Origin of the sequence: Extibacter sp. GGCC_0201, assembly GCF_017566055.1 — a bacterium.
Lineage (GTDB): Bacteria > Bacillota > Clostridia > Lachnospirales > Lachnospiraceae > Extibacter.
Map to the genome: position 1 here is coordinate 74067 of NZ_JABFCH010000017.1, position 18216 is coordinate 92282.

The 18216-nt window shown below is 54.7% G+C and carries 13 protein-coding genes; 7 read left to right on the plus strand and 6 right to left on the minus strand.

Annotated elements, in window-relative coordinates; genetic code table 11:
- Positions 1-77: 77 nt before the first annotated feature.
- The 3 genes from HJV72_RS12280 to HJV72_RS12290 form a co-directional block, all read right to left on the minus strand.
- Positions 78-1415, minus strand: coding sequence for a hypothetical protein (locus HJV72_RS12280; RefSeq protein ID WP_208071357.1), 1338 nt, complete (start codon positions 1413-1415; stop codon positions 78-80).
- 220 nt (positions 1416-1635) lie between these two features.
- Positions 1636-5433 carry a phosphoribosylformylglycinamidine synthase gene (locus HJV72_RS12285; RefSeq protein WP_208071359.1) on the minus strand — a complete coding sequence of 1266 codons (3798 nt, stop codon included), beginning with the start codon at positions 5431-5433 and terminating at the stop codon, positions 1636-1638.
- Between the two features lie 99 nt (positions 5434-5532).
- A complete protein-coding gene (locus HJV72_RS12290) occupies positions 5533-6252 on the minus strand; it encodes a TIGR01906 family membrane protein (protein ID WP_208071361.1) in 720 nt (239 codons plus the stop codon).
- Between the two features lie 96 nt (positions 6253-6348).
- On the opposite strand from HJV72_RS12290, the gene HJV72_RS12295 reads away from it, so the two are divergent.
- Positions 6349-7245 carry a LysR family transcriptional regulator gene (locus HJV72_RS12295; RefSeq protein ID WP_208071362.1) on the plus strand — a complete coding sequence of 299 codons (897 nt, stop codon included), beginning with the start codon at positions 6349-6351 and terminating at the stop codon, positions 7243-7245.
- 7 nt (positions 7246-7252) lie between these two features.
- Here HJV72_RS12295 and HJV72_RS12300 read toward each other — a convergent pair whose 3' ends face one another.
- The 3 genes from HJV72_RS12300 to HJV72_RS12310 are packed head-to-tail and all read right to left on the minus strand — an operon-like array spanning position 7253 to position 11757.
- On the minus strand, positions 7253-9607 hold the full coding sequence (locus HJV72_RS12300) for an ATP-dependent DNA helicase (RefSeq protein WP_208071363.1): 2355 nt from the start codon (positions 9605-9607) through the stop codon (positions 7253-7255).
- Positions 9608-9632: 25 nt separating this feature from the next.
- Positions 9633-10400: a TIGR03915 family putative DNA repair protein gene (locus HJV72_RS12305; RefSeq protein ID WP_208071364.1), complete on the minus strand. Its 768-nt coding sequence runs from the start codon at positions 10398-10400 to the stop codon at positions 9633-9635.
- Positions 10401-10434: 34 nt separating this feature from the next.
- On the minus strand, positions 10435-11757 hold the full coding sequence (locus HJV72_RS12310) for a putative DNA modification/repair radical SAM protein (protein ID WP_066577270.1): 1323 nt from the start codon (positions 11755-11757) through the stop codon (positions 10435-10437).
- Positions 11758-11997: 240 nt separating this feature from the next.
- On the opposite strand from HJV72_RS12310, the gene HJV72_RS12315 reads away from it, so the two are divergent.
- The 6 genes from HJV72_RS12315 to HJV72_RS12340 all read left to right on the plus strand — a co-directional run bounded on the left by HJV72_RS12315 (position 11998) and on the right by HJV72_RS12340 (position 17828).
- Entirely contained in the window at positions 11998-12402 is a 405-nt protein-coding gene (locus HJV72_RS12315) for a hypothetical protein (RefSeq protein ID WP_117771877.1), read from the plus strand.
- A gap of 19 nt (positions 12403-12421) precedes the next feature.
- Positions 12422-15160 (plus strand): RNA dependent RNA polymerase, encoded by a 2739-nt coding sequence (locus tag HJV72_RS12320; RefSeq protein ID WP_243765623.1) that lies wholly within the window; start codon positions 12422-12424, stop codon positions 15158-15160.
- A 255-nt stretch (positions 15161-15415) separates the two neighbouring features.
- Positions 15416-15679, plus strand: a complete 264-nt coding sequence (locus HJV72_RS12325) for a phage holin (protein WP_208071365.1) — start codon at positions 15416-15418, stop codon at positions 15677-15679.
- A gap of 30 nt (positions 15680-15709) precedes the next feature.
- On the plus strand, positions 15710-16264 hold the full coding sequence (locus tag HJV72_RS12330) for a hypothetical protein (protein WP_066577285.1): 555 nt from the start codon (positions 15710-15712) through the stop codon (positions 16262-16264).
- Positions 16261-17052, plus strand: a complete 792-nt coding sequence (locus HJV72_RS12335) for a hypothetical protein (RefSeq protein ID WP_208071366.1) — start codon at positions 16261-16263, stop codon at positions 17050-17052. The genes HJV72_RS12330 and HJV72_RS12335 overlap by 4 nt, the downstream gene beginning before the upstream one ends.
- A 44-nt stretch (positions 17053-17096) precedes the next feature.
- Complete coding sequence (locus HJV72_RS12340; protein ID WP_049728309.1) at positions 17097-17828, plus strand: hypothetical protein; 732 nt, start codon at positions 17097-17099, stop codon at positions 17826-17828.
- Positions 17829-18216 lie beyond the last annotated feature (388 nt).

Consider the following 18216-nt stretch of genomic DNA (forward strand, 5'->3'; position numbering starts at 1 on the left):
TCATTTTCATATTGCACTTGTTTTCTCCCTGTCCCCCCGCAGCCGTATGCTACATTCCCGTGGACCGTGCGCTATAGCTATCGCCTGAAGTCTGAAGGGATCCACTTGTTTTGCCCTATCGGAACGCAGCCCGGCACCTTTACCTCAAAGTTATTATATAAGCTACCGAGGATTTCCGCAAATGCGGCAGGGGTAAGCCGTAAGAAGTCAGGAGCCGAAGGAGAAGCCGCCTTCCACTGGTCAAGGTAATCCTTCACCACCGCCAGGAGCTGCCTATGAATCTGCTGCCCCGTGCCAAAGAAGGAATCGCCCTTTACCGCCCGCGTGTCCAGCCAGTCGCTGGAGACCCATATCCTGTCAAAATGTCCGAGAGGGAACTCAACATAATGCTTCGTACCGTTTAAGAAAGGCTGCCTGCATACGGGATGGCCACCAACAAATAAGAGAAAAAATGTATTGCCGATATTACCGAAGGTATTCCAGTCCCTGTCCGTCGTATGTCCGGAAGATTTTTTCATGCTCCCGGCCTCCGCCACTCCCAGAGAAAGCGCAGACCGGATAGAGGTGAAGGTCGGCTCTTCAACGGTTGTGTAATGTCGCACGGTAAAGGCCCCGATGCCCAGAGCCGGAGGAATCTCCGTATTCTGCCGGAATTGTCTGAAAGCAAATATACGTCTCAGCAGTTGATTCTCAGCCGTGATATCCTGGATACTTTTTTCCAAAGTTCTTATTTGCAGGCGTGCTCTATTCTTTACATTGCCCAATTCAACGAGCCTAGAATCCCCCATCAGAGGCGGAGGTGGCGGAGCAAGGGAAGAAACCGGCGAGGTGGAAGAAGGTTCCTTTGTCATTACTTGTTCCGCAGTATGCTTAAGGTACTCCTCCTCTGCTTGTCTATAAGCAGCCTGTGCCCCGGCCAGATTGTCTTTCATCCGTCCAGTCGTCCGCTCATAATACTGGAATAGATTGTCATGTATAATATTCTGCAGTCTTGTGGAGAATTCAGAAAGAGCCATTAATCTGTCTATGCTTCTCAAGCTGAAGCGCTTAGAATAATGTTCCAGGATTGCGCCGACAATGTCCGTGCGCCCTGGCAGCCGTTCGTTCTCATATAAGGGCTCGATGATGCTTTCCAGCTCCTCAGAATTGCAAACAGGAGTCAGATGCAGCACATCCGCAATCTGATTCAACTCGGCGTATTCTTTGTCCGGCGCGTTAATGCATGCCTCGATAATACTTAAGTATAATTCTCTCTTTCCCGGAGGATACGTATAATCTTCCTCCAGCTTTGCTAATATCTCCCCACGCACTAATTGCATCAGTCCGCCTGCCAGCTTCCCCTGAATTACGGGAGGATGGCTCGGAAACGTTTTCACCTTTGTACGCGGCCTTTTCTTATCTTCATAGGTATACATCCTGGAATCACCTTCCTTTCTTTTATTGAACGTCTCCGCCCGTTTGCCCCATTATAGCAGGCCGCGGCCCGTTTATCTGTGTATATTCATACTTTACGCCTATCCTTCCTATTCCAGAACAAAGCATCCTATGGTACAAAAAACTGCCCGGCACAACGCCGGGCAGCAGCTAGCTATTCCTGTTTGATACATTTCCTGTCTTGCAGTCAGCTTATCACAGTTATTTGAAATATTCCACACCAGATTCAAAGATCTTCAGATCCTGCTCTCCGTAGATATTCACCGCCACAGAGCGGCCCCGCCTCTCGGAGTGGGCCATCTTGCCGAGCACCCGTCCGTCAGGGCTTGTGATACCTTCGATGGCATAGTAGGAGCCGTTTACGTTCCACTCCTCGTCCATGCCTATATTGCCGTCCGGGTCACAATACCGGGTTGCCACCTGTCCGTTTGCAAACAGACGGGCAATCGTCTCATCATCCGCCACGAAGCGGCCCTCGCCATGGGACGCCGGATTCGTGTATACTCCGCCGAGGGCAGCTTTGGCAAGCCACGGCGACTTATCTGTCACGACCTTCGTGTAGACCATCTTGGATATGTGGCGTCCGATCGTATTGTACGTGAGCGTCGGAGAATCCGCGTTCTGTCCGACGATATCACCTTCCGGCACGAGGCCGAGCTTGATAAGCGTCTGGAATCCGTTACAGACGCCGAGCACGAGGCCGTCCCGCTCATTCAAAAGCTTCTGCACCGCCTCCTTCATCTTCTCGTTCTGGAATGCGGTGGCGAAGAACTTGGCAGAACCGTCCGGTTCGTCACCCGCGCTGAATCCGCCCGGGAACATGATGATCTGGGACTGTCCGATGGCCTTCTCGAACACGCTCACGGAATCGGTGATGTCCGCGGCGTCCATATTACGGAATACCTTCGTGATGACTTTCGCTCCCGCGCGCTCGAACGCCTTCGCGCTGTCGTACTCGCAGTTCGTTCCCGGGAATACCGGGATAAATACCGTAGGCTGTGCAATCTTGTGCGTGCACACGTGGACGCCGGTGGCATGGAAGCACCCGTCTTCCCCGAGCCGGCCGGCCTCCGTCTCTTCGCCGGCCACGAAGAATGCTGTCGGTCCTCCTTCTGCCTCAGATCTGGTCGGGAACACCTTCTCCAGCGTCTCTGTCCAGGCGGCTTCTGCCTCGCACAGGCCGATGCTCATATCTCCGTAGGAAAGCGCGGCATCGTCCGTCACCTCACCGATGACGGTATAGGTGATGCCAAGCTCCCCGACTTTATCCGCCGGAACTTCTGCGACGATATCTCCAAACGCAGGGGCGAACAGGTCTCTTGCATCTACGTTGTGCTCTATCTTCACACCCATTCCGTTGCCGAATGCCATCTTGCTCACCGCGGCCGCGATGCCATGACGGTCCAGCGCATAGGCGGATACGATCCTGCCACTGCGGATGTCGTCTGTAAACTTGCCGTACTGCTCCATCACCTGGCTGTAGACCGGCACGTCATACGCATCCGTCTCTATGCGGAGCCATACGAGCTTATTGCCCGCCTTTTTAAGCTCCGGCGTGATGATATCCTTCTCTGTGGCGATGTCGACCGCAAAGGACACGAGAGTCGGCGGCACGTCGATGTCCTCAAAGGTGCCGGACATGCTGTCCTTGCCCCCGATGGACGGAAGGCCGAATCCAAGCTGTGCATTGTATGCTCCGAGAAGGGCTGCAAACGGCTGGCTCCATCTTCCCGGGTCTTCTGTCATTCGACGGAAATACTCCTGGAACGTGAAGCGGATCTTACTGTAGTCCCCGCCTGCTGCCACGATTTTGGCCACCGATTCCGTCACCGCATAGATGGCTCCATGGTACGGGCTCCATGTGGACAGATACGGGTCGAACCCATAGCTCATCATCGTCACCGTATCGCAGTCACCTGTAAGCACCGGAAGCCTGGCAGCCATCGCCTGCGTCTCCGTCATCTGGTACTTGCCGCCGTGAGGCATGAATACGGAGGCCGCGCCGATGGAGCCGTCGAACATCTCCACAAGCCCTTTCTGGGAGCAGACGTTCAGGTCTTTGAGCGTATCAATCCATTTTGCCCTCACATCCGCCACTTCCTCGCGGCTCAGAATCGTATCTGCACGGTTCGGGATATCGACCCTCACCGACGTCTCCTGATGGGCGCCGTTCGTGTCAAGGAACGCACGGGACAGGTTCACGATCTCCCTGCCTCTCCAGGAGAGCACAAGCCTCGGCTCTTCGGTTACGACCGCCACCTTCGTGGCCTCCAGGTTCTCTTCCTTTGCATATGCCAGGAAGGCATCCACATCCTTCGGGTCCACGACGACCGCCATACGCTCCTGTGACTCCGATATGGCGATCTCCGTGCCGTCCAGGCCGGCATATTTCTTCGGCACCTTGTCAAGGTCTACCCGCAGGCCGTCCGCAAGCTCTCCGATTGCGACAGACACGCCGCCTGCACCAAAGTCGTTGCACTTCTTGATGAGCCTGCTCACCTCTTCCCTGCGAAACAGCCGCTGAATCTTCCGTTCCGTCGGCGGGTTCCCTTTCTGTACTTCCGCGCCGCATGTCTCTATCGACTCTTCCGTGTGCACCTTGGACGAACCGGTGGCACCGCCGCAGCCGTCCCGGCCCGTGCGGCCTCCAAGCAGGATGATGATGTCGCCGGGGTCGGATGTCTCACGGATCACCGCGCGCCTCGGCGCAGCGCCGAGCACCGCCCCAATCTCCATACGCTTCGCCACGTAATTCGGATGGTATATCTCCTTGACCGCTCCCGTGGCAAGCCCGATCTGGTTGCCGTAAGAGCTGTAGCCGTGGGCCGCCTCCCGCACGAGCTTCTTCTGGGGCAGCTTCCCTTTCATCGTATCTTTCACGGACACGGTCGGGTCTGCCGCCCCTGTCACGCGCATCGCCTGATATACATAAGTACGCCCGGACAATGGATCTCGGATTGCACCGCCGAGGCAGGTAGCCGCGCCGCCGAAAGGCTCTATCTCGGTCGGATGGTTGTGCGTCTCATTCTTGAAGTTGACGAGCCACTCTTCCTCCGCCCCGTCTACCGTCACCGGTACGACGATGCTGCATGCGTTGATCTCGTCCGACTCTTCCTGGTCCTCAAGCTTCCCTTCCTTCTTCAGCTTCCTCATGGCCATGAGCGCCAGGTCCATCAGGCAGACGAACTTGTCCTCCCGGCCTTTGAATATCTCGCTGTGGTCCGCGATGTACTGTCGGTACGTCTTCTCAATCGGCTCCCTGTAATCGCCGTCTCCGAACGTCACGTCCTTAAGCTCGGTGGAAAAGGTCGTGTGGCGGCAGTGGTCGGACCAGTACGTGTCAAGCACGCGGATCTCCGTCATGGACGGGTCCCGGCTCTCTTGCGCCTTAAAATAATTCTGGATATGCCGGAAGTCTTTCAACGTCATGGCAAGGCCGAGGGAGCCGTACAACTCCTCAAGCTTCTCCTCGTCCATCTCTTTGAACCCGTCAAATACGATGACATCTTCAGGCTCTTCAAATTCCGTCACGAGCGTCTGCGGCTTGTCCATCCCCGTCTCTCTCGAATCGACCGGATTGATGCAGTGCGCCTTGACCGCCTCGAACTCCTCCTCTGTTATCGTTCCCTCTATGACATAGGTCGTGGCTGTCCGGATGACCGGCTGCTCGTCCGCCTTGATAAATTGTACGCATTGCACGGCCGAGTCTGCACGCTGGTCGAACTGGCCGGGCAGGAACTCGACGGAAAAGATCCTGCTGCCTTCCTTCACCGGGAACTCTTCCCTGTACAGCATATCTACCGGCGGTTCAGAGAAGATTCCGCTTAGAGCCTTCTCAAATATATCTTCCGATATGTTCTCTACGTCATAGCGGATCAGCACGCGCACATCCTCTATGCCGCCGATGCCGAGATAGCTCTTCACCTCATGCTTCAGGTCCTTGGCCTGTACGGCAAAGCCCGGCTTCTTCTCTACATATACTCGTTTTACACTGCTCATTGATCTTCCTCCGTTCATGAATTGTATGATTATCTTGTTCCATCATAACATACTTGATATTATTAGTGAAATTAATATAACTTAACTCTCTTATAAGTGTCACTTATCATCTTTATCCTTCTTCCCATCCTTCTTTGCCATGACGGTCCGCCAGACTCTTAAGACGATCCAGATGGCGGCCAGGCTTCCGATAAACACCGCCCCGATCCGCATGGTCATGTCATAGAAGAATCCTTCCGGCAGCATCCGTATCATATAATCCGTGGCCGGGTCGAAGAGCCAGAGGTCGTTAGTAAAGAATATCTCATGGAATATGGTAAAGTATTTCGTAAAGTCGGACGCGAACAGAAGTCCGAGCAGGACGACGATTACGAGGAACAGCCCCAGCCCCGCCGAATAAGCCTTCGGGATGAGCCTTCTCAGATCCGCCTTCCTGAACGCAAGCAGCGCCATCAGAATCAGGAATATGACGAGACAGGCTGTCCGCACGTCAAGCCCTCCGAGAAAGAGGTTCTTCACGTCCGCCATATGCGCCCGGTCCTGCTCATTGAAAAAGTCCTGGTTCTTGCCGTCCACAACCGTGATGACGGACAGCTCCTCCTCTTCCCCGATCAGATAAGCCATCATGTGCTCCGTCACATCCATGACTTCCGGCATCTCCATGCCCAGGTCTTCTGTCACGTTATATTTGGCATACTCCTTCTCATAGAACTTATACTCCGGGTCCCCGTATGCCGCAAGCTGGAAGCTCGTAATCAGGATGGCCGTGATGAGGAACAGCATTGCCGCTACCGCTATAATAGTGTGTGATTTCTTCATGTCGTATCTCCTCCGTCTCCATCTTACCATACTGCATATTGTAATTCATCCTTTTTTGACTTATAATAAAGGACAGATTTATAAGGAGGACTTATAATGGATATCAATTATGAACTGTACAAAGTGTTCTATCATGTGGCAGTGAGCTTAAGCTTCTCCGAAGCTTCCAAACAGCTCTACATCTCCCAGTCCGCGGTGAGCCAGTCCATCAAGGCTCTGGAGAAGAAGCTGGATGAGACGTTGTTCATAAGGAGCACAAAAAAAGTCCGGCTCACGCCGGAGGGGGAGATATTGCTGCGCCACATTGAACCTGCCATCAACCTAATCAGGCGGGGAGAGACCCAGATCATGGACGCCGCCTCCCACGGCGGCCAGATCCGCATCGGCGCCAGCGACACGATATGCCGCTACTTTCTCGTCCCCTATCTCGAACAGTTCCACAAGTCCTTCCCGGGCGCACATATCAAGGTGACGAACGCCACTTCCATCCGCTGTGCGGAGCTTTTGGAGAGCGGCCAGGTAGATCTGATTGTCGTCAACTACCCGAACTCTTATCTCGGCAACGTGGCCTCGGTAAAGACGATCAAGACGTTCCGGGACGTCTTCATAGCGAATGAAGCCTTCTCTTCCCTGAAGGGCCGGGTCCTGTCCTTCCGGGAGCTGCTCGAGTATCCGATCCTCATGCTCGATAAGAAGAGCACGACGAGCGAATTCCTCCACGCCCTGTTCCAGCAGCACCAGCTCGACCTCGTCCCGGAGATCGAGCTGAGCAGCAACGACCTGCTCATCGACCTGGCAAGCATCGGCCTTGGAATCGCCTTCATCCCGGACTACTGCATCCCCCACAAGTCCACAGGCCTGTTCACCGTAGAGACGAAAGAACAGCTGCCGCAGCGGGAGCTTGCCGTGGCATACAACGAGCATATGCCGGTGTCAAAAGCCGTGGGAGAATTCCTGCACTGCCTGACCGGGACGGACGGCGCACGCAAGTGAGGCTGCATCATCCTTCCGGTTCCCAGAAACGGTGCATCTGCTCCTTTACATTCCTGAGGCTGCAGTACCACGCCGTCTTCCACTCCCGGGGAAATATCTCCCGGTACCTTACGTCGCCAAACCGTTCGTCCAGCAGGAGGATGACGCCCCGGTCCTCATCCGTCCTTATGACGCGTCCCGCCGACTGCAGCACCTTGTTCATACCCGGGTACAGATAGGCGTAATCAAAGCCTCGGTATCCTTTCCCGTCAAAATACGTCTTCAGAAGCTCCCGCTCACGGCACACCTGTGGAAGCCCGGTTCCGATGATGGCCGCGCCGATCAGCTTGTCCTCTACCAGGTCGATGCCCTCGGAGAAGATGCCGCCCATGACGCAGAACCCCATGAGGCTCTTCTCCCGCTCCTCCTCAAAATTCTCGAGAAATATCTCCCTTGCCTCCTCTGACATATATTGCGACTGCATGACATACTCGATATCGTCACGGTCTTCCGTCAAAGAGAGGAACTGTGCATATACCTGCTCCATAAACTGATAGGACGGAAAGAAGGCGATGTAGTTCCCCTTCTTCGTCTCCGACACCTGCTTCAGATACTCTGCATAACGCCGGTACATGTCCTCGCTCCGCCTCGTATACTTGGTGCTCACGTCCGTCCCGAGCAGAAGCAGCCGGTGCTCTTCCTCGAAAGGTGATAATGCATAGATGGCGTAGTCGTCCTTCTCGGTGCTTAAAAGCTCCTTATAATAGTGCATCGGCAGAAGCGTGGCAGAGAAGAATATGGCACTGTTCCCTTTCTCTAGGAATTCTTTTAGGTTCTCCGCCGGGTTCACGCAGAAAAGGCGGACTTTGAACCTTCCGGAATCCTCAAGCTCCGAGTAGATGAGATAATTCTCATCCAGCCTGTCATAGATGCCGAGGAACATGCGCACGTCGAAGTATAGGTCCAGCACTTTCTTGCGCTTCTCCTCCTCCGTGCATTCCTCCAGATACCGCTCCAGCTCTGCCATGAGGTTCATCAGCTTCAGGTAGATGTGGGATACGCTGTCCAGCACCTGATACGTCTCACATTCCCGCTTCAGGGCGAGCATCTGCTTGTTGCACTCGTCCAGCCGTCCGGCGAGCTTCGGATCCTCCTGCTTCACGAGCCTTCTTATCTCCAGGAAATCCTCCTTGTACAGGGCGGCGCTGTACATCTCCCGTCCCCGCTCCACAAGGTTGTGGGCCTCGTCGATAAGGAAGAGGTACTCGCCGCTCATGCCGTCGCCGAAGAAGCGCTTCAGATGTGCATTCGGGTCAAATACATAGTTGTAGTCGCAGATGACGCCGTCTACCCAGAGCGACACGTCAAGCCCCATCTCGAACGGGCAGACGTTCCATCTGCGCGCCTGCTCCTCGATCACTTCCCTGCTCATGTCATCGGAGGTGGTGATAAGCTCATACACCGCGTCGTTCACCCTGTCATAGTGCCCTTTTGCATACGGGCAGTAATCCGGGTTGCAGTTGGCCTCCTCGCAGAAGCAGATCTTCTCCTTCGCAGTGAGCGTAATCACCTTGAACCGGAGCGCCTGCTCCTTCAGCGTCTCAAATGCCTGCTGCGCCACGGTCCTTGTAATCGTCTTGGCCGTGAGGTAGAAAATCTTCTCCCCAAGCCCCTCCCCTACCGCCTTCACAGCGGGAAACACGGATGCCATCGTCTTGCCGACGCCGGTGGGCGCCTGTATGAACAGCTTCTTCTTCCTCAGAATCGTCCGGTAGACGGAGGAGACGAGATCCTTCTGTCCGTCCCTGTATGCAAAGGGAAATTCCACTCCTTTGATCGAAGTGTTGCGCTTTTCCTTCCATGTAATCTCATATCTGGCCCATTTCTCATACCTGCCTGCCACTTCAAAGAACCAGTCCTTAAGCTCTTCCGCCCCATAGACGGACTGGAACCGCTTGATCTCTTCTGTCTCCATGTTGCAGTACGTCATCTGGACGCCAATCCTGTCCAGTCCGTTCTGCTCTGCATACATAAATGCATAACACTTCGCCTGGGCAAGATGCACTTCCACCGGCTCTGCCAGAAGGTGCAGCTCCTTAAACACCCCCTTGATCTCATCTACGACAGTCCCCTCCGGCGTATCGATGATGCCGTCCGCCCTGCCTTCGATCTGCAGGTCGAACCCCCGGCAGCCGATGACATGCTTAAGTGCCACTTCCGCATGGTAATCCGCTCCCATCTGGCGCTGTATCTTCCGGTGTATCTTCCCGCCGAGCAGCATGGCGTCTTTGTCCGCCCCGGCCGTCCGGTTGTCTATATCGCCGCTTTGCAGGATGAACTCCACAAGCCTGCGTACGGATATTCGAATCAATGGCTGTTCCATACGATCTCTTCTTTCCTGAACATAGTCAATGATTAAATTCTACCATATTTTTCTGAAACCGCAATGGCAAATGCTGTAACTGCCTGCTGCGGCTCTCTCTTGACTCTATGGAAATCGTATGGAAGAAGCCTTTCCAGAGGCGGGCATATTCCCGTTCCCTGTCCGAGATGTTACGGACCGCGTCTATGTCAAGCTGCTCGTTCAGCCCGAGCACCCATTTCTTGCCCGCCTCATGGACGACGAAGGTCTTGTGCGCATTGTCGTATATCATCCAGTTCTCCTGTGGCAGCCGGTCTGCAAAATGAGGCGCAAGGCAGGTGAGCACCTGGTTCTTCGGCGTAATCTCTGCAAAGAGCACCCCGTTCACCAGTTCCCGGAAACGCAGGAACCCCTTGAACGCATGCGCCTCGCCGCCCACCGTCCGGCTCAGCTCGAACACCTTCTCCACTGCCGGGTGGCTCAGATGCTCCATGATCTTCCTGCTGTCCCTGATCCTTCTGGCCGCCAGCATCGTGCCGAGTATGGCGTCCCCCTTGCCCCCATCCGCCGCAAGCGCTGCATGGTAGATATCCCAGTAGGCAGGGCGCCCCAGGTTCTTCTTGATCATCGCCTCCACGACCACCGCCTTATGCTCCGTCTCCACCGTCTCCACATAGTCGCAGAAGAGCTGCTGTTCCAGTGCCCCCCGCAGCGCTATCCCGCACGTGTCCTCTTCCCCTTCCGCCTTCCACGCGTCGTATATGCCGGAAAATATGCCGGTTATCGTATCGGTGCAGATATAGATTGTCTTCATGTCCTCTCTCCCCGTATCTTCATTCTAACCTGTCTCAGCGCAGGCTCACCGCGCCTGCAGAGCCGAACCTCATATCGTCGAAAAGGGAAAGCTGGCGGTATGTCATCCCCGTGACCCCGTCCGGAAGCTTTTCCTTCGTATCCAGAAGGTTCCGCGTGATATAATCTTCCTCTATCTTCGTCGGATACATCATCCTGCCGCTGCATGTGATGAAATAGAGCGCCCGCTTCAGGACGACCCCTATCTTCTTCAGATCCTGGAAGCCCAGCGTCCCGAGCCGCCTCGCCTTCACGATGCGCACGGCAGACTTGTAGCCGATGCCCGGCACGCGGAGCAGCATCTTATAATCCGCCCGGTTGACTTCCACCGGGAACTGTTCCAGATGCTTCAGCGCCCAGTTGCACTTCGGATCCAGCAGCACGTTGAAGTTCGGATTCTCCTCCGACAGAAGCTCTGCCGCTTCAAACTGGTAATACCGCAGCAGCCAGTCCGCCTGATAGAGCCTGTGCTCCCTAAGCAGCGGAGGGCCCTCATCTGTCCGGGCCGGAAGGGTGGCGTCCTCATTGACATGGATAAACGCGGAATAAAATACCCGTTTCAGACCGAACTTCTGATACAGCGACTCCGCCACCTGCATAATCTGGTAATCGCTCTCCGGCGTGGCGCCAATGATCATCTGCGTGCTCTGCCCCGCAGGGACGAACCGCGGCGCATTCCGGTACGCCTGTATCTCATACTTGTTCTCCGCCATGCCGTTCTGCACGAGCCGCATCGGAGCCAGTATGTTCTTCCTCGTCTTATGGGGTGCGAGCAGCTTAAGGCTCTCTGCCGTCGGAAGCTCCAGGTTCACGCTCATCCTGTCCGCCAGAAAGCCGACCCTCCTTACAAGCTCCTGGCTCGCTCCCGGAATCGCCTTGACATGGATGTAGCCCTGGAAGTTGCATTCCTTCCGGAGCTTGAACAGCGTGGCATAGATCAGCTCCATCGTATAGTCCGGGCTCTTCAGGATGCCCGAGCTCAAGAACAGCCCTTCGATGTAATTGCGCCTGTAGAATTCCATCGTCAGCGTACAGACCTCCTCCGGGGTGAAGGAGGTCCGCGGCACGTCGTTGTTCCTCCGGTTGATGCAGTATTTGCAGTCATAGATGCATTCATTCGTAAAAAGTATCTTCAGCAGCGAGATACATCTGCCGTCCGCCCCGAAGCTGTGGCAGATGCCCGTCTGCTCACAGCTCCCCATTCCGGTCCCGTCACCGCTTCTCGAAGTTCCGCTTGACGTGCAGGCCACGTCGTATTTGGCCGCGTCGGACAGGATATTCAGCTTGTCATACATGGACATCGTTTCCTGAATTCTCATAATGCGCCTCCGTATCATCCTTATCTTCCCCAAAAGCATAGAGAACATGTGTTTGAATTCATTTTACAAACATATGTTCTATTTGTCAATACTTTTTCACATTTAACTGCTTTCATTTTCTATCATGTTTTTATCGCTTGACACGAACTTATGTTCGGTGTTATATTAGTCCAAACAGAATTGACTGTATGATTGGAATTTCGCATTTTACATATTTTTTTTACGAAGGAGGTGATACCTGTGACAATCCAGGAATTGAAAGACACGATGTACGTATACACAAGCCCCGGCTCTGCCGCCCCGTCCGTCCATATGACAGACGCACAGTGGCAGCAGAAGTTCCGGCTCATGAAGCAGACGGTGCGCCCTTCCGGACAGAAGCGCATGTCCGGCAGCTATACGTCCGGGCCCGCTTACGGCGGCAGCCTGTGCGGCACTTATGACGGAGCCACGAACTGGCAGACATACGCCATGTATATCAACGACACGCTCTCGCAGCTTCGGGCCCAGGAGACGGCATATGCCTGGTTCACGTACCAGATCCGGGACCTGCTGTCGTACGAGCACGACAGGCTCTGCTCCCGCTACTGTCCCCAGGACCGTATGTGGGTCCTCTGGCTGGAGGACAGGCCCCGTCAATCATAAAGGTAAGGGAGGAATAGTGATGAAAAAGAAACGAAACCGCGCGCTGTCTGGACAGATACATATCTATTCGTTAGAGACCGGCTGTTTCTATACAGAGAAGGAAGAGCGGCTGCATCGCGTAATGGCGCGTTACATGAAGCATAAGGCTGCGCTTAAGTCTGCATCCACAGACGGCTATGACGATCATACGATGCAGAAGTATGAGGCACTGCGCACCCATGTAAACCGTAAAATCAAGAGCTATAAAGCACTGCTGGCAGAGGAGCTCGTCTCCGACCCCGGCATCGTACGCACGCTCCCGGAAGATAGGCTGACAGATACGAGGATCATCTCTGTCTTTGAATCCGCTCTCACACGGACAGCCGGGATGAAAGCCGACGAGCTCACGACCGGTATCATCGTCGTGCAGACTTATTTCTACGACGTCATCCGTCAGCTTATCGTCAACGGCTTCTATTATAAGCGGGAAAAATATATCTACTTTACCTCATCGGCCGGGCAGATCCGGACGAAGAAGACCGTCTTCATAAAAGAAAGCCTCTGGAAGAAGATAGAGAAGCCGCTCATGTGCGGACTCACCGTTCCGGCAATCAACGAGCGGGGAGGCATGAACGCCAATAAGTTCCTTGCCTATCTCGCCCTGTCCAACTCTGCCACAGAGCCGTGGACCGACTTCGATATCAGAAGATGCATCGTCGTGCCCGACTTCGAGACTTCCGTTCGATGCAGGGTGGACTTCATCCATGACGACACTTACACGATCGAGCGAAAGGAGACGGATGTCCCCATCCCCCACACGGACGGCTGCGGCATGATACTTCCCCGGCTGTCCCGGAAGAACTTCATGGTCCGCCTCCCCTGGGTGAAGGGGCTGCTCGCCTCCTTCGACTTCGTCAGATTCATCCGCGAACACGGCGCATCCCCTGTCGTCACGGATATCTACGGGAAGCGGTGGGATATCCTCGCCGACCGCATCCAGATTATCTTCACCGAGAGCCAGTTCAAGATGAGCCGCTTCTACACCTCTTGGGAACAGTACCAGACGTACTTCGAGGACTATGGATGCCAGGCCGGCATCTGCAACATGGAAGAAGATTATGTGCCCGATGCCACCCTCAACTACCAGATGCTGCAGACGCTCACCGACATTACGGAAGAAGAGGCTGCCTATCTCATCCGGCCTTCTCTTTACACGCTGGAGAAGCTCTCTTCCGACAAGAGGACGATACTGCGCGTCTTCGGAGCGGTCCCCGGCAACCCGGACAAGACATGGCTCCAGCAGGCGCTCCTCCTCTATCCGGAGATGATTGCCGACGAGTATATCCGGGCAAGGCTCAGGGAGATCAAGAAAAGCCTTGTAAAAGAATACCGCTCCGGCAAGCTGGAGATCTCGGGCAAGTATACGTTTATCGTACCGGACCTGTACGCCTTCTGCGAGCGCCTGTTCCTCGGCATCCCCAAACCGGAAGGGCTGCTGGCGGACGGGGAAGTGAGCTGCCGCCTGTATTACGCCGGCAAAAAGGTGGACTGCCTGCGAAGCCCCCACCTGTACCGGGAGCACGCGGTCCGCAGGAATATAAAAGATGAAGCCACCGCCCGCTGGTTTACGACCAACGCCCTCTACACGAGCACCCATGACCCGATATCGAAGATCCTCCAGTTCGACGTGGACGGCGACCGTTCCCTCGTGGTAGGCGACCCCGTATTCGTGGAGATTGCGGAGCGCAATATGGCTAAGGACGACATCGTCCCCCTCTATTATGAGATGAAGAAGGCACGGCCTGTGCCCCTGTCCCGGGAAGTCCTGTATGAAGGCATCAGCGCCGCCTATAGAGGAGGCAATATCGGGCGCTACAGCAACAGCATCTCCAAGATATTCAACAGCGTGGACTGGGCCCATGTGACAGAGGAGAAGAAGGAGGAGGCGCTCCTGGTCATCAAGCTGCTCTGCATGGAGAACAATTTCTGCATCGATATGGCCAAGACCCAGTACATGCCGGACCGCCCCAAGGAAACCGACGCCCTCATCCGCACCTATACGAAGGGCAGACTGCCCCACTTCTTCCTGTATGCGAAGGATAAGGCGGAAGGCCAGGTAGAGCCGGCCGGCACAGGCTTTGTAGACCGGCTGGAAGGACAGATCCGCTACCGCCCTATCCGGCTCGCAGGTAAGAACTTTGGTAAATTCTCTTATACGAAGCTGATGTCCCGCCCCCGCATCGAGATTGACGACCAGGTTATCGAGGCGTATGACCGGCTGAACCGGAGGTACCACTTCCGGCTGAACCCGGGCAGCGCAGACAACGTGGATTACGTCATCGGGGCGGTCCGCAAGGAGCTGCTCGCCTTCAGCTACAGCGAGGCAGAAATCTGCGACATGCTCGTCAAGCACCTGTACCGGAAGAAGACGCCCCACAAGGAGCTGCTCTGGCAGTGCTTCGGCTCTGCCATCGTCGGCAACCTTAAGCACAATCTGCCGGAGGGCAGCATCCAGTGCGAGCGCTGCGGCACCCGCTTCGTCCCCACGTCGCCGAACCAGAAGTACTGTACCGGCTGCGGCACATACCGCCCGGCAGGGACGAAGACGATAGCGTGCATCGACTGCGGCTGCCCGGTGGAAGTGGACGCGAAAGATACGAAGACGTGCCGCTGCCCCCTCCATAAAAAGGAGCACCAGAAGAAGCTCCGGCAGGAGCAGAACCGGCGGGCCTATGAGAGGCGCAGGCAGAATCAGCAGGCAGCAAGTTCCGTTTCATAATGCCCAGACCCCTTGTAAAATCTGGCTTTCTTCAACCGCAGCAGAACGTACGTTCTTATTCTGACATGCCGGAACCGCCGGAGCGGCGAGGGTGGGAGCCATATTTTTCCAATTCGCCTACAAGGGAACATACCCGCACACTTCTTTTCCTATTCTTTTCTCCGGAAGGAGGGCCGGCTTATCAGAAGCCGGCTCTCTTTCCTTCTGTCAAGAATACAGATGCATCTGGACAATTATAAAAGGAGGTGGATGTCTATGCACATCAACTGGAAACTGCGTCTTGGCAACAAGGTGACGCTGACTGCCATCATCATGGCGTTCCTCTCACTCGTCTACCAGCTTCTCGGTATGGCCAGTATCGTTCCCCCCGTCTCTGAATCCCAGTTGGTAGAGACCGCAGGAATGGTCATCAATCTGCTCGTATTGCTCGGCATCGTCACGGACCCGACGACAGAAGGCGTCTCGGACAGCCAGAAAGCCCTGACTTATGATCAGCCAAAGCAGAAAGAACAGCCATGAAACCTGCACACACTATAAGGAGGTGAAAGAATGGAAAGAAGCAAGAACCCGCTGGAAACGCTCGGAAAGATAAAGGACACCCTTTCGGACCTGTTCTTTGAAGACGAACTCGTACAGAAGCTGATCATGCCTGTACCTGACGACAGCCAGCTCTCGCCAAAAGAGAACTGGACGTCCTGCCACTGCTTCGACACCGCAGTGCCGCCTGCTTCTGTTAAGGAAGACCAGGCATTCCTCTGCCTTGAGACAGAGGCCCCGCTCACTGCCGGCGCTGCCCTGCAGGTGCGTATCACCATACATGCATACGCCCGCGGCAGCATGCTTCGCATGACAGAGGCCATGAAGCAGGAATACGCATCGGCCTACGGACTGTCCGGCAACCGGATCGACATGGCTCTGGCGGCCATCCACCGCGCCGTCACCGCAGATGAGACACTTCTGCGCACGTTCGGCACCGGTATGATGCAGCTCGCGGAAGAGAAGCCGGTCACTTCGCTGTGGCAGGACGAGCGCTTCTATGGAAAGTCTCTGAGCTACACCATCTGTCAGATGCCAATCAGGCCGAAGGGTCAGGTGGCGCGATGAAGCTCGATTATTATGACCTGATCAGCCCCGCGCCATTTGCCATACAAGGCGTGGGCAGCATCCGGCCGCTCACGCTCAGAGACGTCTCCAAAGTGACCGGGCGCGTCTACTCCACTTATCTCGCACTTCTTAACATATCCCCGGAAAAATACTGTACAGAAGTGAATGAAAGCCTGAAACCCTGGTACGACCACCTGGACGAAGAACAGCTGTCGTGCCTGACCATGTACGATATCGCCGCCAGCAGCACTGCATTGCAGCAGTCCTTTTCCGCCATCTTCGACTTCTTCTTCGAGGAGCGTGTCCTTTATGACACGTCGAAGGATGCCTTCGTCGTCTTCCGCCCCGTCAAAGATGAGGAGGGCAGAGACAGCATCCATATCACAGGAACCATCCACAAGGGGAACTACCTGGAGGTCTGTGATATCATCCTGCAGTTCGGACACATAGATACGAAAGATACCGTAGACCCTGCCAGGGTAAAAAACAAAAAGGGTCTGGCCCGGTATCAGGAAATGCAGAAGCGCAAGAAAAAGAACCATATCAGGCCCAAGGCCAATGCCGACCTTGAGCTTGCCAACATCATCTCTGCCGTCTGTGCCATGCACAACAGCATTAATTATACAAACGTGTGGGATATGACCGTCTACCAACTCTGGGATACATTTGCCCGGCTGCGCAACAATGAGATCTACGCATCCGGCAGAACTTCTGTCTCCGTATGGGGAGACAAGGAGAATAAGTTCGACTACAACTTATGGTTCAAGAACATTACAACTACAAACTGACCCGGCCCCTTGAAGGACCGGCAGAAAAACAGGAGGATTATATTATGGGATTAAATTCAAAAATGGCGAACAGAGAAGTTCAGAAACTGATTTTCAAGGATTACACGACAAAGAAGCCTTTCCTGAACCTCGACTTCGCAAACACATCTACAACAGAGCTTACAGGCGAGACGATGTTCGCTTACGGCGGACAGGGACATCCGAAGAGAGTGTCCTTCGCAGGTGAAAAGGGCGGCACGCTCACTATCGAGACACAGATGCAGTCTGTCAAGCTGTGGGAGCTCATCACCGGCGGCGACGTATCCAAATCAGCAAAATACACGAAGCGGGTTGTCCTTCCGGTAGCAGAAGGCAAGGTGACGCTTCCTGAGGCTCCGGCTGAAGGCTTCGCTCCTGACTTCTATGCAGAAGACGATGACTGCGGCAAAGAGCTCAGCGCTACGATGGCCGGTGCGATTGCCACTCTGGCAGATGCAGACGGTATCACATCTGTAGTTGCCTACTATGTGAAAGAAGTCACAGATAAAGTAGAAAGAATCAACATCAAGTCTACCAGCTTCCCGAAAGCATTTATCGTGGAAGGCGAGACATACATGAAGACAGAGGACGACGACATCCTTCCGGCAAGGATGATTGCCTACAAATGCGTACCTCAGTCTACGATGTCACTTGCATTTGCCAACAACGGAGATCCGGGCGCTGTCACAATCACCTGCGACCTTCTGGCAGACAAGGACAACAACATCCTCGACCTGATCGTAGAGGAAGAAGCATAATTCCAGTTTTATCAGTATTGTAGTTAGGCCTCACCGCCGCAGCGCAGCGTGAGACCGTCCGCAGGAGACCACTCGTCTCCTGCGGCATCCTTATAAGGGCAGAAAATACAATACGGGTATTTTCTGCCCTTTTTTTTACATGGGAAAGTTTGTCCACTTTATTTTGAAACGCATCGTTCGTCCTTATAATAAGGGAAACCAACAGAAGAAAGAAGGGAATCATCATAGGCAGATTAAGATTTGACACGTTAAAAGAAGCCTTTGCATGCTACGGAGAGAGCAGCCTCGTGCCCATCGACACGCTGCCTCAGATACTCATGTATGCGAAGTCCGGCTGCCAGCCGGTCCACATCTGTGAGTCCGAGCGGCCCGACAAGAAAGGGAAGAT

Coding starts and splice junctions, on each gene's coding strand:
- HJV72_RS12305 (WP_208071364.1), bottom strand. CDS start 10,400: ATGAAGACAATCTATATCTGCACCGATACGATAACCGGCATATTTTCC.
- HJV72_RS12300 (WP_208071363.1), bottom strand. CDS start 9,607: ATGGAACAGCCATTGATTCGAATATCCGTACGCAGGCTTGTGGAGTTC.
- HJV72_RS12335 (WP_208071366.1), top strand. CDS start 16,261: ATGAAGCTCGATTATTATGACCTGATCAGCCCCGCGCCATTTGCCATA.
- HJV72_RS12280 (WP_208071357.1), bottom strand. CDS start 1,415: ATGTATACCTATGAAGATAAGAAAAGGCCGCGTACAAAGGTGAAAACG.
- HJV72_RS12295 (WP_208071362.1), top strand. CDS start 6,349: ATGGATATCAATTATGAACTGTACAAAGTGTTCTATCATGTGGCAGTG.
- HJV72_RS12290 (WP_208071361.1), bottom strand. CDS start 6,252: ATGAAGAAATCACACACTATTATAGCGGTAGCGGCAATGCTGTTCCTC.
- HJV72_RS12320 (WP_243765623.1), top strand. CDS start 12,422: ATGAAAAAGAAACGAAACCGCGCGCTGTCTGGACAGATACATATCTAT.
- HJV72_RS12330 (WP_066577285.1), top strand. CDS start 15,710: ATGGAAAGAAGCAAGAACCCGCTGGAAACGCTCGGAAAGATAAAGGAC.
- HJV72_RS12310 (WP_066577270.1), bottom strand. CDS start 11,757: ATGAGAATTCAGGAAACGATGTCCATGTATGACAAGCTGAATATCCTG.
- HJV72_RS12325 (WP_208071365.1), top strand. CDS start 15,416: ATGCACATCAACTGGAAACTGCGTCTTGGCAACAAGGTGACGCTGACT.
- HJV72_RS12340 (WP_049728309.1), top strand. CDS start 17,097: ATGGGATTAAATTCAAAAATGGCGAACAGAGAAGTTCAGAAACTGATT.
- HJV72_RS12285 (WP_208071359.1), bottom strand. CDS start 5,433: ATGAGCAGTGTAAAACGAGTATATGTAGAGAAGAAGCCGGGCTTTGCC.